This is a genomic window from Prescottella subtropica (genome assembly GCF_005434945.1).
Taxonomy (GTDB): domain Bacteria; phylum Actinomycetota; class Actinomycetes; order Mycobacteriales; family Mycobacteriaceae; genus Prescottella; species Prescottella subtropica.
Genome location: NZ_SKCH01000002.1, coordinates 395,110 through 415,173 on the forward strand (window position 1 = coordinate 395,110; position 20,064 = coordinate 415,173).

Genomic DNA, 20,064 nt, shown 5'->3' on the forward strand with positions numbered 1-20,064 from the left:
TCGATCGTAGGCTGTCACCCATGACTGGTCGCCTCGTCCTCGCCGCAACTCCGATGGGTGACATCGGTGATGCCTCCGATCGCCTGAAGGTCGCACTCGGATCAGCCGACGTCGTCGCCGCGGAGGACACGCGGCGCACCCGGTCCCTGGCCGCCGCGCTCGAGGTGACGATCACCGGCCGCGTCGTCAGCTTCTACGACCAGGTGGAGGTGACACGGCTGCCGGCGCTCGTCGCGGACATCGAGGACGGCCGCACCGTCCTGCTGGTCACCGACGCCGGTATGCCGTCGGTGAGCGACCCCGGCTACCGGCTCGTCGCCGCGTGCGTCGAGAAGGATCTGCCGGTCACGTGCCTGCCCGGACCGTCCGCGGTGACGACCGCGCTCGCCCTGTCGGGGCTGCCGGTCGAACGGTTCTGCTTCGACGGTTTCCCACCGCGCAAGCAGGGGCAGCGGCGCACCTGGTTCGAGGCGCTGCGCACCGAACAGCGGGCGTGCGTGTTCTTCGAGGCGCCGCACCGACTGGCGGCGTGCCTGGCCGACGCGGTCGACGTGCTCGGCGGGGACCGCCGGGCCGCGGTCTGCCGGGAACTGACGAAGACCTACGAGGAGGTGCGTCGCGGCACGCTCGCCGAACTGGCCGAGTGGGCCGTCGACGGCGCGCGCGGGGAGATCACCGTCGTCCTCGAGGGGGCCCGGCCGGTGGCCGCGGATCCGGAGGATCTGGTGGGGGAAGTGGAACGACTCGTCGCCGACGGTGTCCGGCTCAAGGACGCGTGCGCCCAGGTGGCCGCGGAACAATCCGCGGGCGTGTCGAAGCGGGAACTGTACGAGACGGTCCTCGCGGCGCGCCGGGACTGACGTCCGGCGCGGCGCGGTGGGCGGGCAGCCCCCCGCCGACTCGATCGGATCGAAGCGTCAACGGGCGGTGTCGACCGAGATCGACACCGCCCCCGTCGCGGTCGATTCCGCGTCGGCGGGGGCCGCACCCAACAGCATCATCAGCCCTACCGTCGCCGCGATGACGAGAGTGGCGAGTGCCGCCGGCGGTGTCTTCGCCGTCAACTTCGTCGCTCGTTCGATCATCGTGCGCTCTCTCCTCCGTGTACGTGTGCCGGTAGGGGCTACCCCTCGTACCACTCAGTCCCCACCGGCACCCGCAGCGGGCTCGTAGGGCCGCTGTGCGTCGATGTCGACTTTGCCCTGCTTCAGCGAACGCAGAAACTGGATCCTCCACGTGAGGCGTTATCATCGCAGTTCACAGGCGGTGAGGAATAATTCCGCAGCGGATACTCGGGACGGAAAAGGAGTGCGGACGATGACGTCCGAGGCCGACGACGGGGCAGCCCCGCAGACCCCGGGAGCGCAGGCCCGACAGGACTTCGCCGACCACCTCCGGTTGCTGTTCGCCACGGCCGGCGGCCCCCCGCTCAAGAAGGTGGCCTCCGAGGCGGCGGCCCTCACCCGGTCGATGGGCGGGGACAAGCCCGCGTCGGTGCAGCGGATCAGCGACTGGCGGTCCGGCAAGCGCATGCCCGCGACGTTCGAGTCGGTGCGGCCGGTCCTGGCGGTACTCATCAAGACGGCACGCGCCCTGCACGTCGGGACGCCGCCCGCCGACGGACTGTTCTCGATGCAGCAGTGGGAGGCGCGGTGGCGCAGCGCCACCGTGGCCCCCGCGGCCCGTACGTTCACCGCGGACGTCGAACGGGACGCGCCCACCCTGCCCGCCGGGGTGCGGCCGTATCGCGGCCTGTCCCCGTACCGGGAGCGCGACGAGCACCTGTTCTTCGGGCGGCGCCGCAGCGTCGATCGGCTCGTCGGCGCGGTGCTCGCGGCGCAGGGGCGCGGTTTCGTCGTCGTGACCGGCGCATCCGGTGTCGGTAAGTCCTCGCTCGTCCAGGCGGGCCTGATCCCCGAACTCCGCGGCCTCGACCGTGCCCCCGGGGACGGTCGGCGCGCAGCGTTCGCCCCAGTCGTGTTCACGCCCGGCGCGCATCCACTCGTCGCGCTCGCCACCGTGGTCCCGGAACTGGCCGACGGTGTCGAGGACGCGGACCACACGCAGATCGATGCGGCGATGCGCCGCGCGGCCGACCGCGCCGGCGCCGACCGACTGCTCGTCGTGGTCGACCAGATCGAGGAACTGTTCACTCAGTGCGGGGTGGCCGCGGAGCGGTCCCGGTTCCTCGTCGTGCTCGAGCACATGTCGACGGCGCGGCCCGGCCGGGAACCGTCCGAGGCCGCGTCCGTCGTCGCGACGATGCGATCCGACTTCTACGCGCAGGCGCTGACGTATCCCGTCCTCGCCGATGCGCTGGAACAGCGCAGCAAGACGGTGGCGCCGCTGCTGCGCGACGAGGTCGTCGAGGTCGTCACCCGGCCGGCGCGGATGATCGGCCTCAAACTCGAGTCGGGCCTGGTCGACCTGATCCTCAACGATCTCGGCGTCCTCACCGCGTCGTCCTCGACCCAGCCCGAGGGCAGCACCGTGCTGCCGCTCGTGTCGCACCTGCTCGACACGATGTGGGAGCGGCGGCGCGGCGGCCAGTTGACGATCGCGAACTATCGGGCCACCGGTGGTGTGCTGGGCTCGGTCGCCACGGCCGCGGAACGGGCATGGGAGCAACTCGACGAGCGTGACCGTGCTGTCGCCCGGTCGATGTTCGTGCACCTGGTGTACGTCACGCACACCGGCACCGACGTGAAGATCCGCCGCACGCTCACCCAGTTGACGGCGGCCCCGGGATCGGACAGCGGTGCCGGGCGTCGCGTCGTCGACCACTTCGTCAACGCCCGGGTCCTCGTGGTCGACGGTGACGACGTCGAACTCATCCACGACGCGGTGATCGCGACCTGGCCGCGGCTCGAGGGCTGGATCCAGGAGGACCGGTCGTCGTCGGCGCTCCGGCAGCAGATCGAGAACGATGCCGCGCACTGGGGGGAGCGGGACCGCACCCACAGCCTGCTCTATCCCCGGGGCCGACTCGACCTGCTCACCGAGCACACCCTGCCCCGGTCCGGCGCCGCCGGATCCGACGCCGACGGGATCCCGGCCCTGGCGACGTCACTGACACCCGAGGCCGGCGAGTTCCTCGAGGCGTCGGTGCGGCACGTGCGGCGGCAGGCCCGGATGGAGCGGACGGTGATGGCCGCGCTCGCGTTCTCGACGGTGATCGCCGTCGTGATGGGTGTGATGGCGCTGGCCGCGAAGACCCGGGCCGAGGACGAACGGGCCGACGCCCAGTTCCAGCAGGTCGTGTCGCTGTCCGACGCGCTCCGCGAGAACGATCCGACCACGTCGGCGCAGTTGTCGCTCGCGGCGTGGCAGATGCGCCCGGGCAGCGACGAGGCGCTGTCCCGGCTCGTCGCCACCGAGAACACGCCGATCTCGCGGCCGCTGCCCGGCCACACCGGCCCGGTGTACGGGGTCGCGCTCTCGGCCGACGGGCGACTGCTCGCGACGGCGAGCGACGACCGGACCGTCAAACTGTGGGACTTCTCGGACAGTACGGCCCCCACTCGGCTGGGTGCCGACCTGGGCGGTGCCGACCAGTACATGGCGTCGGTGTCGTTCAGCCGCGACGGGCGCCTGCTCGCCGCCGGTAGCGGCGACGGGCGGCTCTGGATCTGGGACATCGGCGACCCGACTGCCCCGGTGCCACTCCTGGACGGTGTCCGGGTCGCGCCGGGGGCCGTCCACAATGTGCGGTTCAGTCCCGACGGGCACCTGCTCGCCGTCCCGCACGACGACGGCGGCGTCACGCTGTACGACACGTCCGCGCCGGACACGGGACAGTTCCCGTCCTGGGTGCTGCGCGGGCACTCGGGTGCGGTGCGGACGGTGGCGTTTCGCGGCGACACGGTCCTGGCGACCGCGAGCGACGACCGCAGCGTGCGGGTGTGGGACGTCGCGGACCCGGCCCGTCCGGTGCAGATCGGTGCCGAGCTGCGGGGTTTCGGGGACGTCGTGCATTCGGTGGCGTTCAGTCCGGACGGCCGCAGTCTCGCGGCGAGCAGCGACGACGGGGTGATCCGCATCTACGACTCCACCGATCCGACGGCGATCCGCCCGATCGACATACCGATCCAGGCACACACGGGCGGCGTCTGGACCATCGCGTTCGCCCCCGACGGCGGCACTCTGGCGAGCGCGTCGTGGGACGGGACGGTGAAGCTGTGGTCGGTGGATCCGGTGACGCGGGCACTGCACGAGATGAAGCCGGCGCTGGCCGGCAACGGCGGCGGTGTGCCGGCGATGGCGTTGGCCCCGGACGGGGTCACGATCGTCACCGGCGGCCAGGATTCGCTGGTCCGGGTGTGGGCGCTGGCGCCGGGCACGGTCCCGATCTCCGATTCGTCGATGACGCTGCCGACGCTGGACCGGGACGGTTCGCTGATGGCGACGGCCGGCTACGACAACGCGATCCGGTTGTGGTCGATCGACGAGCAGGGCGCGTTCGCGCCGGTATCGGAGTTCGACGTGGAGCGGCCGCTCGGCGGCGCGAACGTCGCGGCACTGTCCCCGGACGGCACGGTGCTGGCGACGACGCAGACCTCCGGCGGGCACGTCCAGTTGTGGGATCTGCTCGATCCGGCGCATCCGACACCGTTCGGGCCGCCGATCGTCACCGACACCCGGTTCACGTGGGAGCTCGCGTTCAGTCCGGACGGCCGCACCCTCGCGATCGGTGACGACGACTTCACCGTCGCCCTGTGGGACGTCGAGAATCCGCACGCCCCGGTCCGGGTGGGGCCGATCCTCGAGGGGCCGCACAATCTGGTGCGCAGCGCCCAGTTCGGTCCGGCCGGTGACGTGCTGGTGGTGGCCGGCGCGGACGGTGACCTCCACGCGTGGGACGTCACCGACCGTGCGGCGCCGGTGCCGCGGCCGATGCGGGGTGCGGGGCACGCGGGCGGGGTGAATGCGACAGCGTTCGGCCCGGACGGTTCGGTGCTGGTCACCGCGAGCGACGATCACACGCTCATGCTGTGGGATCGGGACGCGGACGGCGGTTTCACGGTGCGACCGGATGCGCTGCAGGGGCACACCGGCACCGTCTACAGTGTCGCGTTCAGCGGTGACGGTTCACATGTGGTGAGCGGCAGCGACGACGGCTCGGTCCGGTTGTGGAGCATCGCCGACGGCCGGGAGGCGGTCGGCGGACCGTTGACGACGATCGGCCGGGGACGCTGGCAGGTCGCGTTCCTGCCGCGTCTCGACACCGTCGTCGCCGGTGGTGGCGACGGGGTGCTGCGGACGTGGCGACTCGACGCGGACGCGGTGGTGGCCCGGATCTGCGACGCTACCGCGGAGCTGACACAGGATCGGGCTGCGCATTTCGAGATGCCGGAGTCGGGGCGGGACGCGTGCGCGACGCCGTGAGCGTCACGATGCTGCGGGCCTTGTCGAGGCATTCCTGCCATTCGGCGTCCGGATCGGAGTCGATCGTGATGCCGCCGCCCACCCCGAGTGCGACGCCACCGGACGCGTCGAACTCGACGGTGCGGATCGCGACGTTCAGTTCGAGGCCGGCCACGGGACTGTGCATGCCGACGGTGCCGCAGAACAGTCCGCGTGGTTGCGGCTCCCACCGGGAGATCAGTTGCCGGGCAGAGTGTTTGGGGCATCCGGTCACCGACGCCGGGGGGAATGCGGCCGCCAGGAGGTCGGCGGTGGTGACGGTGTCGGGGAGCGCAGCGGCCACGGTGGACACCAGATGCCACACCCCCGGTGCCGGGGCGATCCGCAGCAGATCGGTGACGTGCACCGATCCGGGGGCGGCGACCCGGCCGAGGTCGTTGCGGACGAGGTCGACGATCATCACGTTCTCGGCGACGTCCTTGACGGAGGCGCGCAGCAGCGCGGGGTCGGCATCGAGGGGGAGGGTGCCCTTGATGGGGCTCGACGTGACCGTGTGCCCGCGGCGGGTCAGGAACACCTCCGGTGACAGCGAGGCGACCGCACCCCAGTCGCCGGACACGAACGCGGCCCGGGTGGGGCGGGTGCGGTCGGCGGCGTCGGCGAAGAAGTCGACCGGCCGGCCGGTGGCGGTCCCGCGGAACCGCGTGCACACGCACGCCTGGTAGACGTCGCCGCGTGTGATCGCGTCGAGGCAGTCCTCGACGCCGCGCCGGTGGGCGGCCCGGTCCGGTGCCGTCCAGTCGAGGTGCCACGGCTGCGGGTCGATGCCCGGGTTCTGCACCGCGCGGGCCACGTCGTCGGGGCAGGATTCGTCGAGGAGGCTTTCGAACCACCAGCAGCCGGACGCGTCCAATCGCAGCACGTGGTCGGTCCAACCGCCGGCCGCGGCCGGGAGCGTGTCGGCCCCGTCCGGGTAGGCGAGGTAGCCGATCCAGCCGCCGCCGATCAGCAGCCCGTCGGGGACGGACGTGTCACGGGGGCGGGCCTCGATGCCGAACGCCGCGGCGGGCGGGCACGGCACGGCGGCCACACCGGGGGCGAGGACGGCGGCGGCGCCGAACCAGGTTCCCGTCAGTGCCGCCGGCGGCGGCAGCCCCCGATCCCGGGCCCGCCGGGCGAGTGCCCGGAGCACGTCGGCGGCACTGCCGCCGTGTCCGAGCCGCTCGATCCGCATCGGTCCAGTTTTCCACGGTGGCGGGCGTCTCAGCGGGGCAGGGCGCGATCGCCGGGGGACAGTGCCGCGGCGTCGGCGGCCGACTGCCCGGCATGCCAGCCGCCGGCGTCGACACTCCGGCTGCGGGACGCCTTCGTGGTCGGGAACAGCCGGTCGAACTCGGTGTCGACGGCCGCGGACCGGGCGGCCAGGACCGGCAGCAGGTCGTCGATGCGGACGTCTGCGTCGACGGCGACCTCGGCGGTGGCGCGGCTGTCGGTCTCCTTCAACCGCTGCCCGATCCGGACCGCGAAGCCGAACAGGAACGCCTTCCGGAACGACGTCGTCCGGGAGCCGCCGGTGTCTCCGCCGGCGGCGCGCATCGCCCGGGTGGCCTGGACGAGCAGCGACGTGAACAGCAGGTCGGTCTGGTCGAGGTCGAGGGGGTCCCCGACGACGGTGGCGATCGCCAACCGGTCGAACCACACGGTGCGGACCCGGTTGGCCTCACCGATGGCGGTGAGCAGGTGCACCTTCTCCCCCACGTACGGGTTGTCGAGGTGGAGACGCCGACTGTGCACGGGTGTGGTGTCGGCGCGGTCGGCGGTCAGCAGTGCCGCACTGATCGCGTACCGGGTCATGAGGTCCTGGGCCTTCGCGGTGAAGGTTTCGGCCTCCTCGACGAACTCGGTGGCCTCCGCCTTCGCGAGCAGCCCACGGATCCGCGCGAGCATCTTCGGGTCGGCCGTCGTCGGACGCTCGGGCACGTCGCCGCCCACCCACTCGGACGGGGGCGGGCACAGCCGTGTCAGCCGGGGGAATTCGAGCCACAGCACGGTCAGCTCGAGCCATTCCCGGGTGCCGAGCTGCCAGCCGGCGGCGTCGAGGACGGCCGCGAAATCGTCGGGGTCGCACCCCGGCAGCACCGTGTCCGCGAAGCGGGCGGCGGCGGGTTCGGCGTCGGCGATCCGGTCGAGTTGCGACCGCCAGTCCCGCGGCGCGTCCGCCGCGGTGTCGGAGGTGTGGGCCTGGAACAGCACGGCCGCGGCGGCCGTCGGGGCGGCGGCCGCCCCGAGTGTCCGCCGCGTCACGTGCACGACGTCGGAGGGTTGCCAGCCGCGCTCGTAGGCGTCCGCGAGTGCCGCGACGAGCCCGGCGGCCGACCGCTGCCGCGGTGGCAGGCAGTCGCCCGTCAGCCGATCCTGCGTTCGAAAGTATGTTCTAGTGCTCCCCATGGGTGCGAGTGTGCACGAGGGGACCGACAATTTCCGGGGAAGTGCTAGTCCTCGGGCGTTTCCTCGACGTACCGCGGGAACACGCCCACCGGCTTCGGCAGCGGCGTACCTGCGACGATGCGGGCGCCGATCGCATCGAAGTCACGGCTGTCGGCGTCCTGCCCGAGCAGGTCGAGGATCTTCGCGGCGGAGTCCGGCATCACGGGCTGGACGAGGAGACCGACGATGCGGACCACCTCGAGCGTCACGTACAGCACCGTCGCCATGCGCGCGGGATCGGTCTTGCGCAGCACCCACGGTTCCTGCGCCGAGAAGTAGCGGTTGGTCTCGGCGAGGACGTGCCAGATCGCCTCGAGGGCGAGGTGCAGCGCCTGCACGTCGAACTCGGCCCGCACCGCGTCGAGCAGCGCGTCGGCCTGCGCGAGCAGGGCCCGGTCGGCGTCGGTGAGCTCGCCCGGGGTGGGGGCCTGCGCGTCGCAGTTCTTGGCGACCATCGACAGCGACCGCTGCGCGAGGTTGCCGAGCTCGTTCGCGAGGTCGGCGTTCATGCGGGTGACGATCGCGTCGTGGCTGTAGCTGCCGTCCTGCCCGTACGAGATCTCGCGCAGCAGGAAGAAACGGACGGCGTCGAGGCCGTACTGCTCGACCATCGCGAGCGGGTCGACGACGTTGCCGACCGACTTGGACATCTTCTCGCCCTTGTTGAACAGGAACCCGTGCACGAACACCCGCTGCGGCAGCTCGATACCCGCCGACATGAGGAACGCCGGCCAGTACACGGTGTGGAACCGGGTGATGTCCTTGCCGATGATGTGCAGGCTCGCCGGCCAGTACTTCCCGAACATGGCCGAATCGGTGTCGGGGAAGCCGGTTCCGGTGAGGTAGTTGGTGAGCGCGTCCACCCACACGTACATGACGTGGTCGGGGTCGCCGGGCACCGGAACGCCCCAGTCGAACGTGGTTCGCGAGATCGACAGGTCCTTCAGTCCGCTCTTGACGAAGCTGAGGATCTCGTTGCGGCGGGTGGCCGGCGCGATGAAGTCCGGGTTCTCCTCGTAGTGGGCGAGGAGCCGGTCCTGGTACTTCGACAGCCGGAACGTGTAGTTCGACTCCTCGGTCCACTCGACGGGGGTGCCCGTCTCGGTCGCGATACGGGTGCCGTCGGCCTGCAGTTCGGTCTCGTCCTCGGCGTGGAACGCCTCGTCACGGACCGAGTACCAGCCCGAATAGGTGTCGAGGTAGATGTCGCCGGCCGCGACCATCCGCTCCCAGATCGCCTTGCTGGCCTCGAGATGGTCGGCGTCCGTCGTCCGGATGAACCGGTTGTACGAGATGTTCAGGGCCTTGTCCATGGACTGGAACACGTCCGAGTTGCGGGTCGCGAGGTCGCGGACGTCGATGCCTTCCTTGGCCGCCGTCTGCTGCATCTTCAGACCGTGCTCGTCGGTGCCGGTCATGAAGAACACGTCGAAGCCGTCGAGACGCTTGAAGCGTGCGATCGCATCCGACGAGATGTACTCGTAGGCGTGCCCGATGTGCGGGACGCCGTTGGGGTACGCGATCGCGGTCGTCAGATAGAACGGCGGCCGGTCCGTCGAGGCCGGCGTCTGGTCAGGCGAGGAAGGCACAGTCATGGTGCGCCTACTCTATCGACGTGAGCAAAGATCGTCCCGCCCCGGACCTGCCCGAGCCGCTTTTTCCGCTCGTCGATGCGCACACGCATCTCGACGCGTGCGGTGCCACCGACGCGGCTGGTGTGCGGGCGATCGTCGATCGCGCCGCCTCGGTCGGGGTCGGCCGGGTCGTCACGGTGGCCGACGATCTGGCCGCGGCCCGGTTCGCGGTCGAGGCCGCGCACTGGGACGAGCGGGTGTTCGCGGCCGTCGCGATCCATCCCACCCGGGCGAATGTCCTCGACGACGCCGTGAAGGCGGAGATCGAGCGACTGGCATCCGATCCGCGGACGGTCGCGGTGGGGGAGACGGGACTGGATCTGTACTGGCCGGGCACGCTCGACGGCTGCGCGACGCCGGCCGAGCAGGAGGACGGTTTCCGCTGGCACATCGACCTCGCGAAGCGTCTCGGCAAGCCGCTGATGATCCACAACCGCGACGCCGACGCCGATCTGCTGCGCGTCCTGCACGACGAGGGCGCCCCCGAGACGGTGATCTTCCACTGCTTCTCGTCGGACGCGACGATGGCGCGGGCCTGCGTCGACGCCGGCTACGTGCTGAGTTTCTCGGGCACCGTGAGTTTCAAGAACGCGAAGGCGTTGCGGGAGGCGGCACTGCTGGTGCCGGTCGACCAGGTGCTCGTCGAGACCGATGCCCCGTTCCTCACCCCGCACCCGTTCCGGGGCGCCCCGAACCAGTCGTACTGCCTGCCGTACACGGTGCGGGCACTGGCCGAGGTGCGCGGTGAGGATCCCCAGGTTCTCGCGGCCGCGTCGACCGCGACGGCAGAGCGGGTGTACCGGCTGCCGTCACGCGGTCAGGGGTAACGCGCGTCTCGTAGCAGACCTGGTCACGGCCATGAAGTTGCCGAATCACAGCCCTGTCGTTACCGTACTGTGATCGAACCTTGTCGTCTGCCCCGGGATTTCTCGTGTCGCCTTTCGCTCGGATCAACACCTCGCGCTCGCCGCTGCTGTACCTCGTGCTCGCCGCACTCTTCGTGACGATGTCGGTCGGCGGCGGCCTGGTCGTGGACCGGCACAAGACCGTCGCGCTCGACGTCGACGGCGAGACGATCTCGCTGAGCACACTGCGGTCGGACGTCGGCGCGGTCCTCGATGCCGCCGGGTATCCGCTCGGTGAGCACGACGTCGTCGCGCCCGCCGCCGATGCCGCCCTGTCCGACGGGGACACGGTCGTGTTGCGCCGGGCCCGGGAGATCGCGGTGACGGTGGACGGTCGGCAGCGCACGGTGTGGTCGACGGCGTTGACGGTCGACGACGCGATGCGGCAGTTGGATCTGGCCGGGGACGCGTACGTGTCGGCGTCGCGCGGTCAGCGGATTCCGCTCGGCGGTATCGAGTTCGACGTCGTCAGCCCCCGCACGGTCACGGTCGCCGACAACGGTGGCGCGCCGGTGCCGGTGCGTCTCGCGGCGCCGACGGTCGGGGAGTTCCTCGCGGCCACGAATGCGGCACTGGTGCAGGCGGACACGGTCAGCCCCGCGCCGGAGACGCCGTTGACGGACGGCCTCGGCATCGTCGTCACCCGTCACCGCACCGAGACCCGCACCGAGACGCAGCCGATCGCACCGCCCGAGCAGCGGGTCGACGATCCGGAACTCGAACAGGACACCACCACCGTCGAGCGTCCGGGTGTCCCGGGTGAGCGGACGGTGACGGTGTCGGTGACCACCGTCAACGGCTCCGAGACGGCTCGCCGGGAGTTGTCGTCGGAACTGGGGCGGGAGGCCGAGCCTGCCGTGGTGCGGGTGGGCACCAAGCCGAAGCCGTCGGTGGCGTCGGTGGCGGCCGGGTCGGTGTGGGATGCGCTGGCGCAGTGCGAGGCGACGGGTAACTGGGCGATCAACTCCGGCAACGGTTTCTACGGTGGCCTGCAGTTCTCGCAGGGCACGTGGGCGGCGCACGGCGGTACGCAGTACGCGGCGCGGGCGGATCTCGCGTCGCGGGAGCAGCAGATCGCGGTCGCCCAGAAGGTGCAGGCCGCGCAGGGCTGGGGTGCGTGGCCGGGATGCACCAGCACATTGGGACTTCGGTAAAGGAATCACATGTCACCGCTGTCGAAGATCAATTCGAGTCGTTCCCCGATGCTGTATTCGGTGGTCGCCGCGACGCTGACGACGCTGGCCGTCGGTGGCGGTGTGGCGCTCTCGCAGCACAAGACGGTCACCGTCGATGTCGACGGTGAGCTGATCACGGTCGGCACGATGTCGTCGAACGTCGACGGGGCGCTCGCGGCGGCCGGGTATGCGGTCGGTGACCACGACGTCGTCGCACCCGCGTCGGGCGCGGCCCTGTCGGACGGGGACACGGTGGTCTTCCGTCGCGGCCGCGAGGTGGCGTTGTCGGTGGACGGTCAGCAGCGCTCGGTGTGGACGACGGCGCTGACCGTCGACGACGCGATGCGTCAACTCGACATCGCCGGTGACGTGCACGTGTCGGCGTCGCGCGCGCAGCGGCTGCCGCTCGAGGGGGCCGATCTCGAGGTGCTCAGCCCGCGTGAGGTGACGCTGGTCGACGGTGGGGCGCCGCCCGCCGAGGTGCGGCTGGCGGCGCCGACGGTCGGGGAGTTCCTGGCCGCGCACGGCGCCCCGCTCGAGCAGGCGGACACGGTGACTCCCGCACCGGAGACGCCGCTGTCCGACGATCTCGACATCGTCGTCACCCGCAGCCGCACCGAGTCTCGGGTCGTGACCGAGCCGGTCGCGCCGCCGGAGGAGCGGATCGCGGATCCGACGCTGAACATGAGCCGCACCGTGGTCGAGAATCCGGGCAGTGCGGGGGTCGCGGACGTCACGTACGAGGTGACGGTCGTCAACGGTGTCGAGACCGGGCGCATCCCGGTGGCGACGGCGGTCACGGCGCCGGCGCAGCCGAAGGTGGTGCGGGTCGGCGCCAAGCCGGGCACCGAGGTGCCGGAGGTGCGTAACGGGGCGACGTGGGATGCGCTGGCGCAGTGCGAGGCGACGGGTAACTGGGCGATCGACACCGGCAACGGTTTCTACGGTGGCGTGCAGTTCGATCAGAACACGTGGGAGCGTCAGGGCGGCCTGAAGTATGCGCCCCGTGCGGACCTGGCGACGCGGGAGGAGCAGATCGCGATCGCGTCCCGCACCCAGGAGACGCAGGGCTGGGGTGCGTGGCCGTCGTGTACGAGCAAGCTCGGTCTGCGTTAGGTTCTTCGGGTGTCAGACGCCGTCCCGCCCCCGTCCCAGCCTCGCGGTCAGGCCGCGCTCCTCGGCCCCGCCGAGGTCCGTGCGCTCGCCGAAGAGTTCGGGGTGCGCCCCACCAAGCAACTCGGCCAGAACTTCGTGCACGACGGCAACACCGTCCGCAAGATCGTCGCGACCTCCGGCGTCACCCGTGACGACGTGGTCCTGGAGGTGGGGCCGGGCCTCGGTTCGCTGACGTTGGCGCTGCTCGACGTGGTCGAGAAGGTCGTCGCCGTCGAGATCGACCCGAAGTTGGCGGCCCGGCTGCCCGCGACGGTCGCCGAGCGGGCACCGGAGTTGTCCGGCCGGTTGGACGTCGTCCTCGAGGATGCGATGCGGGTGTTGCCCGCGCAGGTGCCCGGCACCCCGACCGCACTGGTGGCGAACCTGCCCTACAACGTGGCGGTACCGGTGCTGCTGCACCTGTTCGCCGAGTTCCCGTCGCTGCGCACGGCGCTGGTGATGGTGCAGGCGGAGGTCGCGGATCGGCTCGCGGCCCGGCCCGGCAACAAGATCTACGGGGTGCCGAGCGTGAAGGCGAACTTCTTCGGCGAGGTGCGCCGCGCCGGCGCGGTGGGCCGGCACGTGTTCTGGCCGGAACCGAAGATCGAATCGGGCCTGGTCCGTATCGACCGGTACGAGCAGGCGCCGTGGCCGATCGATGCCGACCACCGGCGGAAGGTGTTCGCGGTCGTCGACGCCGCATTCGCGCAGCGCCGTAAGACACTTCGGGCCGCTCTCGCCGGATGGGCAGGTTCGCCGGTGGAGGCGGAGCGTCGTCTCGTCGCTGCGGGGATCGAGCCGTCGACGCGCGGCGAGAAACTCGACGCGGCCGCATTCGTTCGGTTGGCGGCGGTCGGGGCCGAGTAGCGGCACCATCCGATTCGTCCCGGACGGGACCTTTATCCCACAATGCTGGGGTGAATACGAAGGCAGGGAAACTCGTCGGTATCGGTGCAGCAGTCGCGGTGGTGGCGTTCGCCGCCGGCTGCGGCGGGGCGACCGAGGGTGTCGCGACGGCAGCGGATACGGCCGCGACGGCCGCGGCATCGTCGACCGCATCGGGTCACGAGGGCAGCGACGCCGGGGGCCGGGTCGACATCGATGTCGAGATCGGCGACTGCGTGCAGCTCGGTGGCACGTCGGACGACGCGACGATCGCCGAAGCCGCCTGTGGCAGTGACGAATCCAACTACAAGGTGATCGGGAAGGCCGAGAAGAACGCGCAGTGTCCGTCGGACGCCGATCAGGTGTACTACGAGACCTCGTGGGGCAGCGAGCGCGGTGCGCTGTGCCTCGATCTGGACTGGATCATGGGTGGCTGCATGGTCCTGCCCGACGACAAGGAGGTCGAGCCGACGCGTGTCGAGTGTGACGATCCGGTCGCGACCGGTATCGAGCGGGCGGTGGAGACCATCGAGGGTGTCGCCGACATCGAACAGTGCAGCGAGGGCGGTTTCCTCTACGACGAGCGGATGTTCACGGTGTGCACCGAGACGGTGCGCCCGGCCTGACGCCGGTCTCCTCCTTTCGGTCCGGAGTCCTCCTCCTTTCGTCTGAACTGCGCGTTTCGAGGCATCGGCGGGTGGGTGTTCTGCCCTAACTTGGCAGACGCACAAACCTGCTGATGCACTCGAAAGGTGTTTCCATGTCGATGAATTCGATCCGCCGCGTCACCACTGTGGTCGCGATCGCCGGTGCGGCCGCGCTCGTCACCCCCGCGCTCGGCCACGCTGCGGACACCGGCTCGCTCGGTTCCCTGGGCTCGCTGGGCAGCGCGGAGGCGCCGGCCGCCGGTTTCACGTGCGATGCGCTGTCCACGGAGACGACGCCGGCCGGGTGGGGAGTCCCGTTCGACGACGAGCAGAACCAGAAGGCGACGTACTCGGCGGAGAACGTGCTCGACGAGAACGGTTCGCTCGCACTGTCGGTCGAGAAGAAGACGGACCGTCAGGCGTGGTACCACTCGGCGGGCAGCATCAAGCTGGCGGACGTGATCGGCAAGGACATGGGCTTCGCGGAGAAGGCGGACTCGTCGAAGGCCGCATTCCAGATCCGTCTGCTCGGCACCACCGGCGGCAAGTTCGAGAACGGTTTCACCACGCTGGTGTGGACGGCCGGAGAGGATGCGCCGGACACGAAGGCCGGCGCGACCCACGAGAAGATCCAGACCGGCACGTGGTGGAGCACCCAGAACATCGACGGCGCGAAGGACCGCAAGCCGGTCACTCTCGAGGAGATCTCGAAGGCGAACCCGGACGCGATCGTCGAGCACTACGGCGTGAGCATCGGCAGCGGCTCGGAGAACGCGTCGACGCTGGTGGACGCGGTGAAGTTCAACGGCTGCACCACCGACTTCGCGAAGAAGGACGCGGAGCCGGCCCCGGCGGGTTCGCTGGGTTCGCTGGGCGCACTGTTCGGCAGCCTGGGTTCCTGATCCCGGCACCGAGATGACCGCCCGGTCGAGCCCCCGCAGGGGTGGGCTCGACCGGGCGGTGCGCTTCCCGGTCAATGAGACCGGACGTTCCGCCCGAACGGGTGTCGCCCTACCCTTCGCACAATCTGTGCCGCAGGTCACAGTGGTGGACGGTAGGAGGGCGCGTGGGCGCTGGATCGGTTTTCGGTAGGGGACTCGTGGCGGCGGTCCTCGCGAGCACGCTGGTGCTCGCGGGCTGCGCAAGCTCGGACGGCGGTGGCAGCGCCGGCGGCGGTGACACCCGTACCCCGCCCGCGGTGGGACTGGTCGGTGACCAGGACGGCACGCCGGGCTCGGTGCCGCAGTTGACGTTCAGTGTCCAGGCTCTCGCCGCGACGCTCGACCCGGCGAAGACGGCAGCCCGCGGCGGCAGTGGCGGCGACGAGCTGGCCGCCGTCTACGACGTCCTGCTGCGCTACGACGAGACGACCGGCGAGTACGTGCCGCGACTGGCGGAGTCCCTCACCGCCGACGGTGCCGGCACGGTGTGGACGCTGAAGCTGCGCCCCGGGGTGACGTTCAGCGACGGCACCCCGCTCGACGCGGCGGCGGTGGTCGCGAGCATCGACCGCTACAACACGAACAAGGGCAACGGGGCGACGGTGTGGACGGAGGCGGTCGAGTCGTCGACGGCGGTCGATCCGGCCACCGTCGAGTTCCGGCTGCGCACGCAGTGGCCGACGTTCCCGTCGATGCTGGCCCTCGGCCACGGCATGATCGTCGCCCCGAGCGCCGGTAGCGGTGACGCGTTCACCCCGATCGGTGCGGGCCCGTTCGTGCTCGAGCGGTACGCGCCCAGCGAGGAGCGGGTGCTCACCGCGCGCGCCGGCTACTGGAACGGCAAGCCCAACGCGGACCGGATCCGGTTCGTGCAGTTGAGCGGTTCGCGGGAGAACCTGGAGTCGCTGCAGACGAACGGCATCGACATCGGGGTGCTGCGCGGCAACCCGCAGGCGATCTACGACGCGCTCGACGCCGACTACCCGGGCTCGTTCAGCATCCTCAACAGCGGTGGTGCCGAACTGGTGAACAACCGTGAGGGCCGCCCCGGTGCGGACGTCCGCGTCCGTAAGGCGATCGCGCTGGCGATCGATCCGGAGCTGGTGGGTCAGCGTGGTGACGACGGGTTGGGCCTGCCGGGCAAGGCGATGTTCAGTGAGCTGTCCCGCTGGGCCACCGACGTCGAGGGTGTGCCCTACGACCCGGATGCGGCCCGCAAGCTGCTGGGTGAGGCGAAGGCCGACGGCTACGACGGCGTCCTGAACTACATCGTGCTGCAGGAGCCGACGGAGTCGGCGATCGGTCTGGCGGTGCAGTCGCTGCTGCAGGCGGTCGGGTTCACGGTGAACATCACCAACGCCAACAACCCGGGCGACATCATCAAGCAGGTGTACGTCCAGCACGACTACGACATGGCGCACGCCGGTATCGGCCTGTACGAGGCGATTCCGTACCTGGGTCTGCAGACGGTGGTGTCGGATTCGTCGACGTCGAACTTCGCGGGCTACTCGGATCCGCGGATGGACGCACTGCTGGACAAGCTGCAGGCCGCCGCCGGCGACGACGCGATCCGCGGGGTGCTCGCCGAGATCCAGGAGCTGTGGAACGAGACGGTGCCGAGTGTCCCGGTGAGCTCCGTGATGATCTATGTGGCGTGGCAGCCGAACGTGCGGGGCGTCGTGCCGACGGCGACGGGAATCATGCTGCTGGACAAGGCCGGTCGCATCTGACCTAGGAGGACGACGGCATGAACCGCCGCAGCCGCAGGCTGTTGCTGACGACGAAGACGCTGGAGAACGCCATGGCGGCGCCGGCGAGCATCGGGTTGAGCAGGCCTGCGGCGGCCAGCGGGATGGCGGCCGCGTTGTAGGAGAACGCCCAGAACAGGTTGCCCTTGATGGTGCGGAGTGTCTTGCGGGACAACTCGATCGCGTCGGCGGCCGAGCGCAGGTCGCCGCGGACGAGGGTGATGTCGGCGGCCTCGATCGCGACGTCGGTGCCGGTGCCCATCGCGAGTCCGAGGTCGGCCTGGGCGAGGGCGGCGGCGTCGTTGACGCCGTCGCCGACCATCGCGACGATCTTGCCGTCGGCCTGCAGTTTCTTGACGGCGTCGACCTTGTCGGCGGGCAGGACCTCGGCGATGACGGTGTCGATGCCGACCTGGGCGGCGACGGTGCGGGCGACGGTCTCGTTGTCGCCGGTGAGCAGGACGGGGGTCAGTCCGAGCTTCCGGAAGCGGCGGACGGCGTCGGCGCTGGTGTCCTTGACGGCGTCGGCGACGACGAACACGGCGCGGGCGCGGCCGTCCCAGCCGGCGGCGATCGCGGTGCGGCCCAACCGTTCTGCGTCCCGCTTCGCGGAGGCGAGCTCCTCGGGCAGGTGTAGCGACCAGTCGGCGAGCAGGGCCTCGCGGCCGGCGACGACGGCGTACCCGTCGACGACACCCGACACTCCGATACCGGCATGGTTCTCGAAGCTCTCGACCCCCGGCAGGTCGCCGACCCGGTCGGCGGCGCCGGTCGCGACGGCCCGGGCGATGGGATGCTCGGACGCGTGCTCGAGCGCTCCCACCAGGCGCAGCGCCTGCTCGGTGTCGACGCCGTCGGCGGTGACCACGTCGACGAGGCTCATGGTGCCGGTGGTGACGGTGCCGGTCTTGTCGAGGACGATCGTGTCGACGCCGCGGGTGGTTTCGAGCACCTCGGGGCCTTTGATGAGCACACCCAGTTGGGCGCCGCGGCCGGTGCCGACGAGCAGCGCGGTCGGTGTGGCGAGGCCGAGGGCGCACGGGCAGGCGATGATGAGGACCGCGACTGCCGCGGTGAACGCCGCCTGCAGCGGGCTGCCGGTGCCGATCCAGTAGCCCAGGGCGGCCACGGAGATCGCGATCGCGATCGGCACGAACACGCCGGCGATCCGGTCGGCGAGACGCTGCACCTCGGCCTTGCCGTTCTGGGCGTCCTCCACCAGTGCCGCCATCTGGGCGAGCTGGGTGTCGGCGCCGACGCGGCGGGCCCGCACGACCAGGCGTCCGCCGGCGTTGACGGTGGCGCCGACGACGTCGTCGCCCGGCCCGACCTCGACGGGCACGGATTCGCCGGTGAGCATGCTCATGTCGATTGCGGAGCTGCCCTCGACGACGACACCGTCGGTGGCGATCTTCTCGCCGGGGCGGACCACGAACAGGTCGTCGACGCGCAACTGATCCACAGGGACGCGGGATTCGGCGCCCGCCGGCCCGTCGCGCAGGACGCTGACCTCCTTGGCGCCGAGTTCGAGCAGCGCGCGCAGGGCGGCGCCGGCGGTCCGCTTCGACTTGGCCTCGAAGTAGCGTCCGGCCAGGACGAACGTGACGACGCCGGCCGCGACCTCGAGGTAGATGTTCGCGGCGCCGTCGCCGCGGCTGACGGTCAACTCGAACGCGTGTTTCATGCCGGGTTGTCCGGCGGTGCCGAAGAACAGCGCGTACAGCGACCACGCGAAGGCCGCGCTCGTGCCGAGCGAGATGAGGGTGTCCATCGTGGCGGCGCCGTGCCGCAGGTTGGTCCAGGCGGCGCGGTGGAACGGCAGCCCGGCCCACACGATCACCGGGGCGGCGAGGGCGAGTGAGAGCCACTGCCAGTTCGTGAACTGCAGCGCCGGGATCATCGCCATCGCGATCACCGGGACCGACAGGACGGCCGAGACGATCAGACGGGTCCGCAGCGCGGCGAGTTCCCGGTCGCGCGGATCCTCCGCGTCTCCGGGCTCGGCGGCCGGGGGTGTGGGGAGCGTCGCGGTGTAGCCGGCCGCCTCCACCACCGAGATCAGTTCGTCGGTGCTGACGGCGGTGTCGAACGCGACCTTCGCCTTCTCGGTGGCGTAGTTGACGGTCGCGGTCACCCCGTCGAGCTTGTTGAGTTTCTTCTCGATCCGGGCGGCGCACGACGCGCAGGTCATGCCGCCGATGGCGAGTTCGGTGACGGTCACGAGTGTCCTCCCTCGTGGGTGCCGACCTCGGCGGTGCCGACCGGCACCGTGAACTCGGCGGTGCGGACGACGCCGTCGTGGCGGAAGTCGAGGAACAGCCGGTAGGTGCCGGGGCTGGGGGCCTGCGCGTGGAACGTGACGTCGGGTCCGGGGGCGGTGACGCTGTCGCCGGGTTCACCCTCGGGGTGGACGTGCAGGTAGGCGAGGTCACCGGCCCGCAGGGCCACGAGGTGCCCGTACGCACCCAGGTAGGGGTCGAGGTCGGTGACGGGGACACCGTCGCGGCTCACGTTCAGGGTGAGCGGGCCGCCGGTGGTGCTCAGGTCGCCGCCGAGGGTGACGGTGTAGCCGTCGACGGACGCAGTGCGCGACGGGGCCGGTAGCGGCTCGGGTGTCAGGTCGCCGGCGACGTCGACGATCCGGGTGAGGGTGAGCTGGTCGGCGGCGCCGGTCGGCCGGATGTCGGTGAACACCCGGTAGCTGCCGGCGGTGGGCCACGTCCAGTCGATCGTCCAGGTGCCGTCGGGTCCGAGGGTCGGGTGGACGTGCCGGAACTCGGACGTGTCGGAGCGGACGACGATGAGGTGCAGCTGCTTCTCGTGCAGGTCGTCGTACTCCCGGACCGGGTGGCCGTCCGGGCCGGTGATCGTGAAGGCCAGCGTCCCGGCCTCGCGGGTCCGGGTGGGTGCGGTGATCTCGCCGAGGGTGTATCCGTCCTGCGTGACCTGCAGGCCGGCGGGGACTGCCGATGTGGTGGTGGACGGTGTGGGGGTGTGGTTCATGGTGTGTGTGCTCGTCATGTCTGTGGGGCTTCCCGTGACGGCACCCACGCCGAGGGCTGCGGCGAAGACGACCGCGAGCCCTCCGGCGTAGGTGATGAGCGTGGTGGACGTGCGCATCGG

Annotated in this window: 15 protein-coding genes; 9 read left to right on the forward strand and 6 right to left on the reverse strand. The window is 70.9% G+C overall.

Annotation, left to right across the window (positions count from 1 at the left end; translation table 11 throughout):
• Positions 1-20: 20 nt before the first annotated feature.
• Positions 21-860 carry a 16S rRNA (cytidine(1402)-2'-O)-methyltransferase gene (gene rsmI / locus E0497_RS04230; RefSeq protein WP_137723519.1) on the forward strand — a complete coding sequence of 280 codons (840 nt, stop codon included), beginning with the start codon at positions 21-23 and terminating at the stop codon, positions 858-860.
• Positions 861-917: 57 nt separating this feature from the next.
• On the opposite strand, the gene E0497_RS20385 is transcribed toward rsmI, so the two are convergent.
• On the reverse strand, positions 918-1,085 hold the full coding sequence (locus tag E0497_RS20385) for a hypothetical protein (protein WP_161987384.1): 168 nt from the start codon (positions 1,083-1,085) through the stop codon (positions 918-920).
• Between the two features lie 232 nt (positions 1,086-1,317).
• Between E0497_RS20385 and E0497_RS04235 the strand changes: the two genes are divergently transcribed.
• Complete coding sequence (locus tag E0497_RS04235; RefSeq protein WP_137723520.1) at positions 1,318-5,385, forward strand: nSTAND1 domain-containing NTPase; 4,068 nt, start codon at positions 1,318-1,320, stop codon at positions 5,383-5,385.
• On the opposite strand, the gene E0497_RS04240 is transcribed toward E0497_RS04235, so the two are convergent.
• Genes E0497_RS04240 through metG form a run of 3 tightly spaced genes read right to left on the reverse strand, consistent with a single transcriptional unit; the run spans position 5,306 to position 9,446 of the window.
• Complete coding sequence (locus tag E0497_RS04240; protein ID WP_137723521.1) at positions 5,306-6,598, reverse strand: aminodeoxychorismate synthase component I; 1,293 nt, start codon at positions 6,596-6,598, stop codon at positions 5,306-5,308. The two genes, E0497_RS04235 and E0497_RS04240, sit on opposite strands and share 80 nt — an antisense overlap.
• Positions 6,599-6,627: 29 nt before the next feature.
• Positions 6,628-7,812: a DUF2786 domain-containing protein gene (locus E0497_RS04245; protein ID WP_137723522.1), complete on the reverse strand. Its 1,185-nt coding sequence runs from the start codon at positions 7,810-7,812 to the stop codon at positions 6,628-6,630.
• 44 nt (positions 7,813-7,856) lie between these two features.
• On the reverse strand, positions 7,857-9,446 hold the full coding sequence (gene metG / locus E0497_RS04250; protein WP_137723523.1) for a methionine--tRNA ligase: 1,590 nt from the start codon (positions 9,444-9,446) through the stop codon (positions 7,857-7,859).
• Between the two features lie 20 nt (positions 9,447-9,466).
• Between metG and E0497_RS04255 the strand changes: the two genes are divergently transcribed.
• From E0497_RS04255 to E0497_RS04285, 7 genes are all read left to right on the forward strand, one after another.
• A complete protein-coding gene (locus E0497_RS04255) occupies positions 9,467-10,312 on the forward strand; it encodes a TatD family hydrolase (RefSeq protein ID WP_137723524.1) in 846 nt (281 codons plus the stop codon).
• A gap of 104 nt (positions 10,313-10,416) precedes the next feature.
• Positions 10,417-11,544: a resuscitation-promoting factor gene (locus tag E0497_RS04260; RefSeq protein WP_137723525.1), complete on the forward strand. Its 1,128-nt coding sequence runs from the start codon at positions 10,417-10,419 to the stop codon at positions 11,542-11,544.
• Positions 11,545-11,553: 9 nt separating this feature from the next.
• Positions 11,554-12,681 carry a resuscitation-promoting factor gene (locus E0497_RS04265; protein WP_137723526.1) on the forward strand — a complete coding sequence of 376 codons (1,128 nt, stop codon included), beginning with the start codon at positions 11,554-11,556 and terminating at the stop codon, positions 12,679-12,681.
• A gap of 9 nt (positions 12,682-12,690) precedes the next feature.
• Positions 12,691-13,587: a 16S rRNA (adenine(1518)-N(6)/adenine(1519)-N(6))-dimethyltransferase RsmA gene (rsmA, locus tag E0497_RS04270; protein ID WP_137723527.1), complete on the forward strand. Its 897-nt coding sequence runs from the start codon at positions 12,691-12,693 to the stop codon at positions 13,585-13,587.
• A gap of 50 nt (positions 13,588-13,637) precedes the next feature.
• Positions 13,638-14,231 carry an LppU family putative lipoprotein gene (gene lppU / locus E0497_RS04275; RefSeq protein ID WP_241665694.1) on the forward strand — a complete coding sequence of 198 codons (594 nt, stop codon included), beginning with the start codon at positions 13,638-13,640 and terminating at the stop codon, positions 14,229-14,231.
• A 134-nt stretch (positions 14,232-14,365) separates the two neighbouring features.
• On the forward strand, positions 14,366-15,154 hold the full coding sequence (locus E0497_RS04280) for a hypothetical protein (RefSeq protein WP_137723528.1): 789 nt from the start codon (positions 14,366-14,368) through the stop codon (positions 15,152-15,154).
• A gap of 164 nt (positions 15,155-15,318) precedes the next feature.
• On the forward strand, positions 15,319-16,923 hold the full coding sequence (locus E0497_RS04285) for an ABC transporter substrate-binding protein (RefSeq protein WP_137723529.1): 1,605 nt from the start codon (positions 15,319-15,321) through the stop codon (positions 16,921-16,923).
• 1 nt (position 16,924) lies between these two features.
• Here the strand turns inward: E0497_RS04285 and E0497_RS04290 are convergent, their stop codons facing one another.
• Together E0497_RS04290 and E0497_RS04295 are read right to left on the reverse strand one after the other, a co-directional pair.
• Complete coding sequence (locus E0497_RS04290) at positions 16,925-19,162, reverse strand: heavy metal translocating P-type ATPase (protein ID WP_277751663.1); 2,238 nt, start codon at positions 19,160-19,162, stop codon at positions 16,925-16,927.
• Complete coding sequence (locus E0497_RS04295; RefSeq protein ID WP_137723530.1) at positions 19,159-20,061, reverse strand: hypothetical protein; 903 nt, start codon at positions 20,059-20,061, stop codon at positions 19,159-19,161. Before E0497_RS04295 ends, E0497_RS04290 begins: the two co-directional genes overlap by 4 nt.
• Positions 20,062-20,064 lie beyond the last annotated feature (3 nt).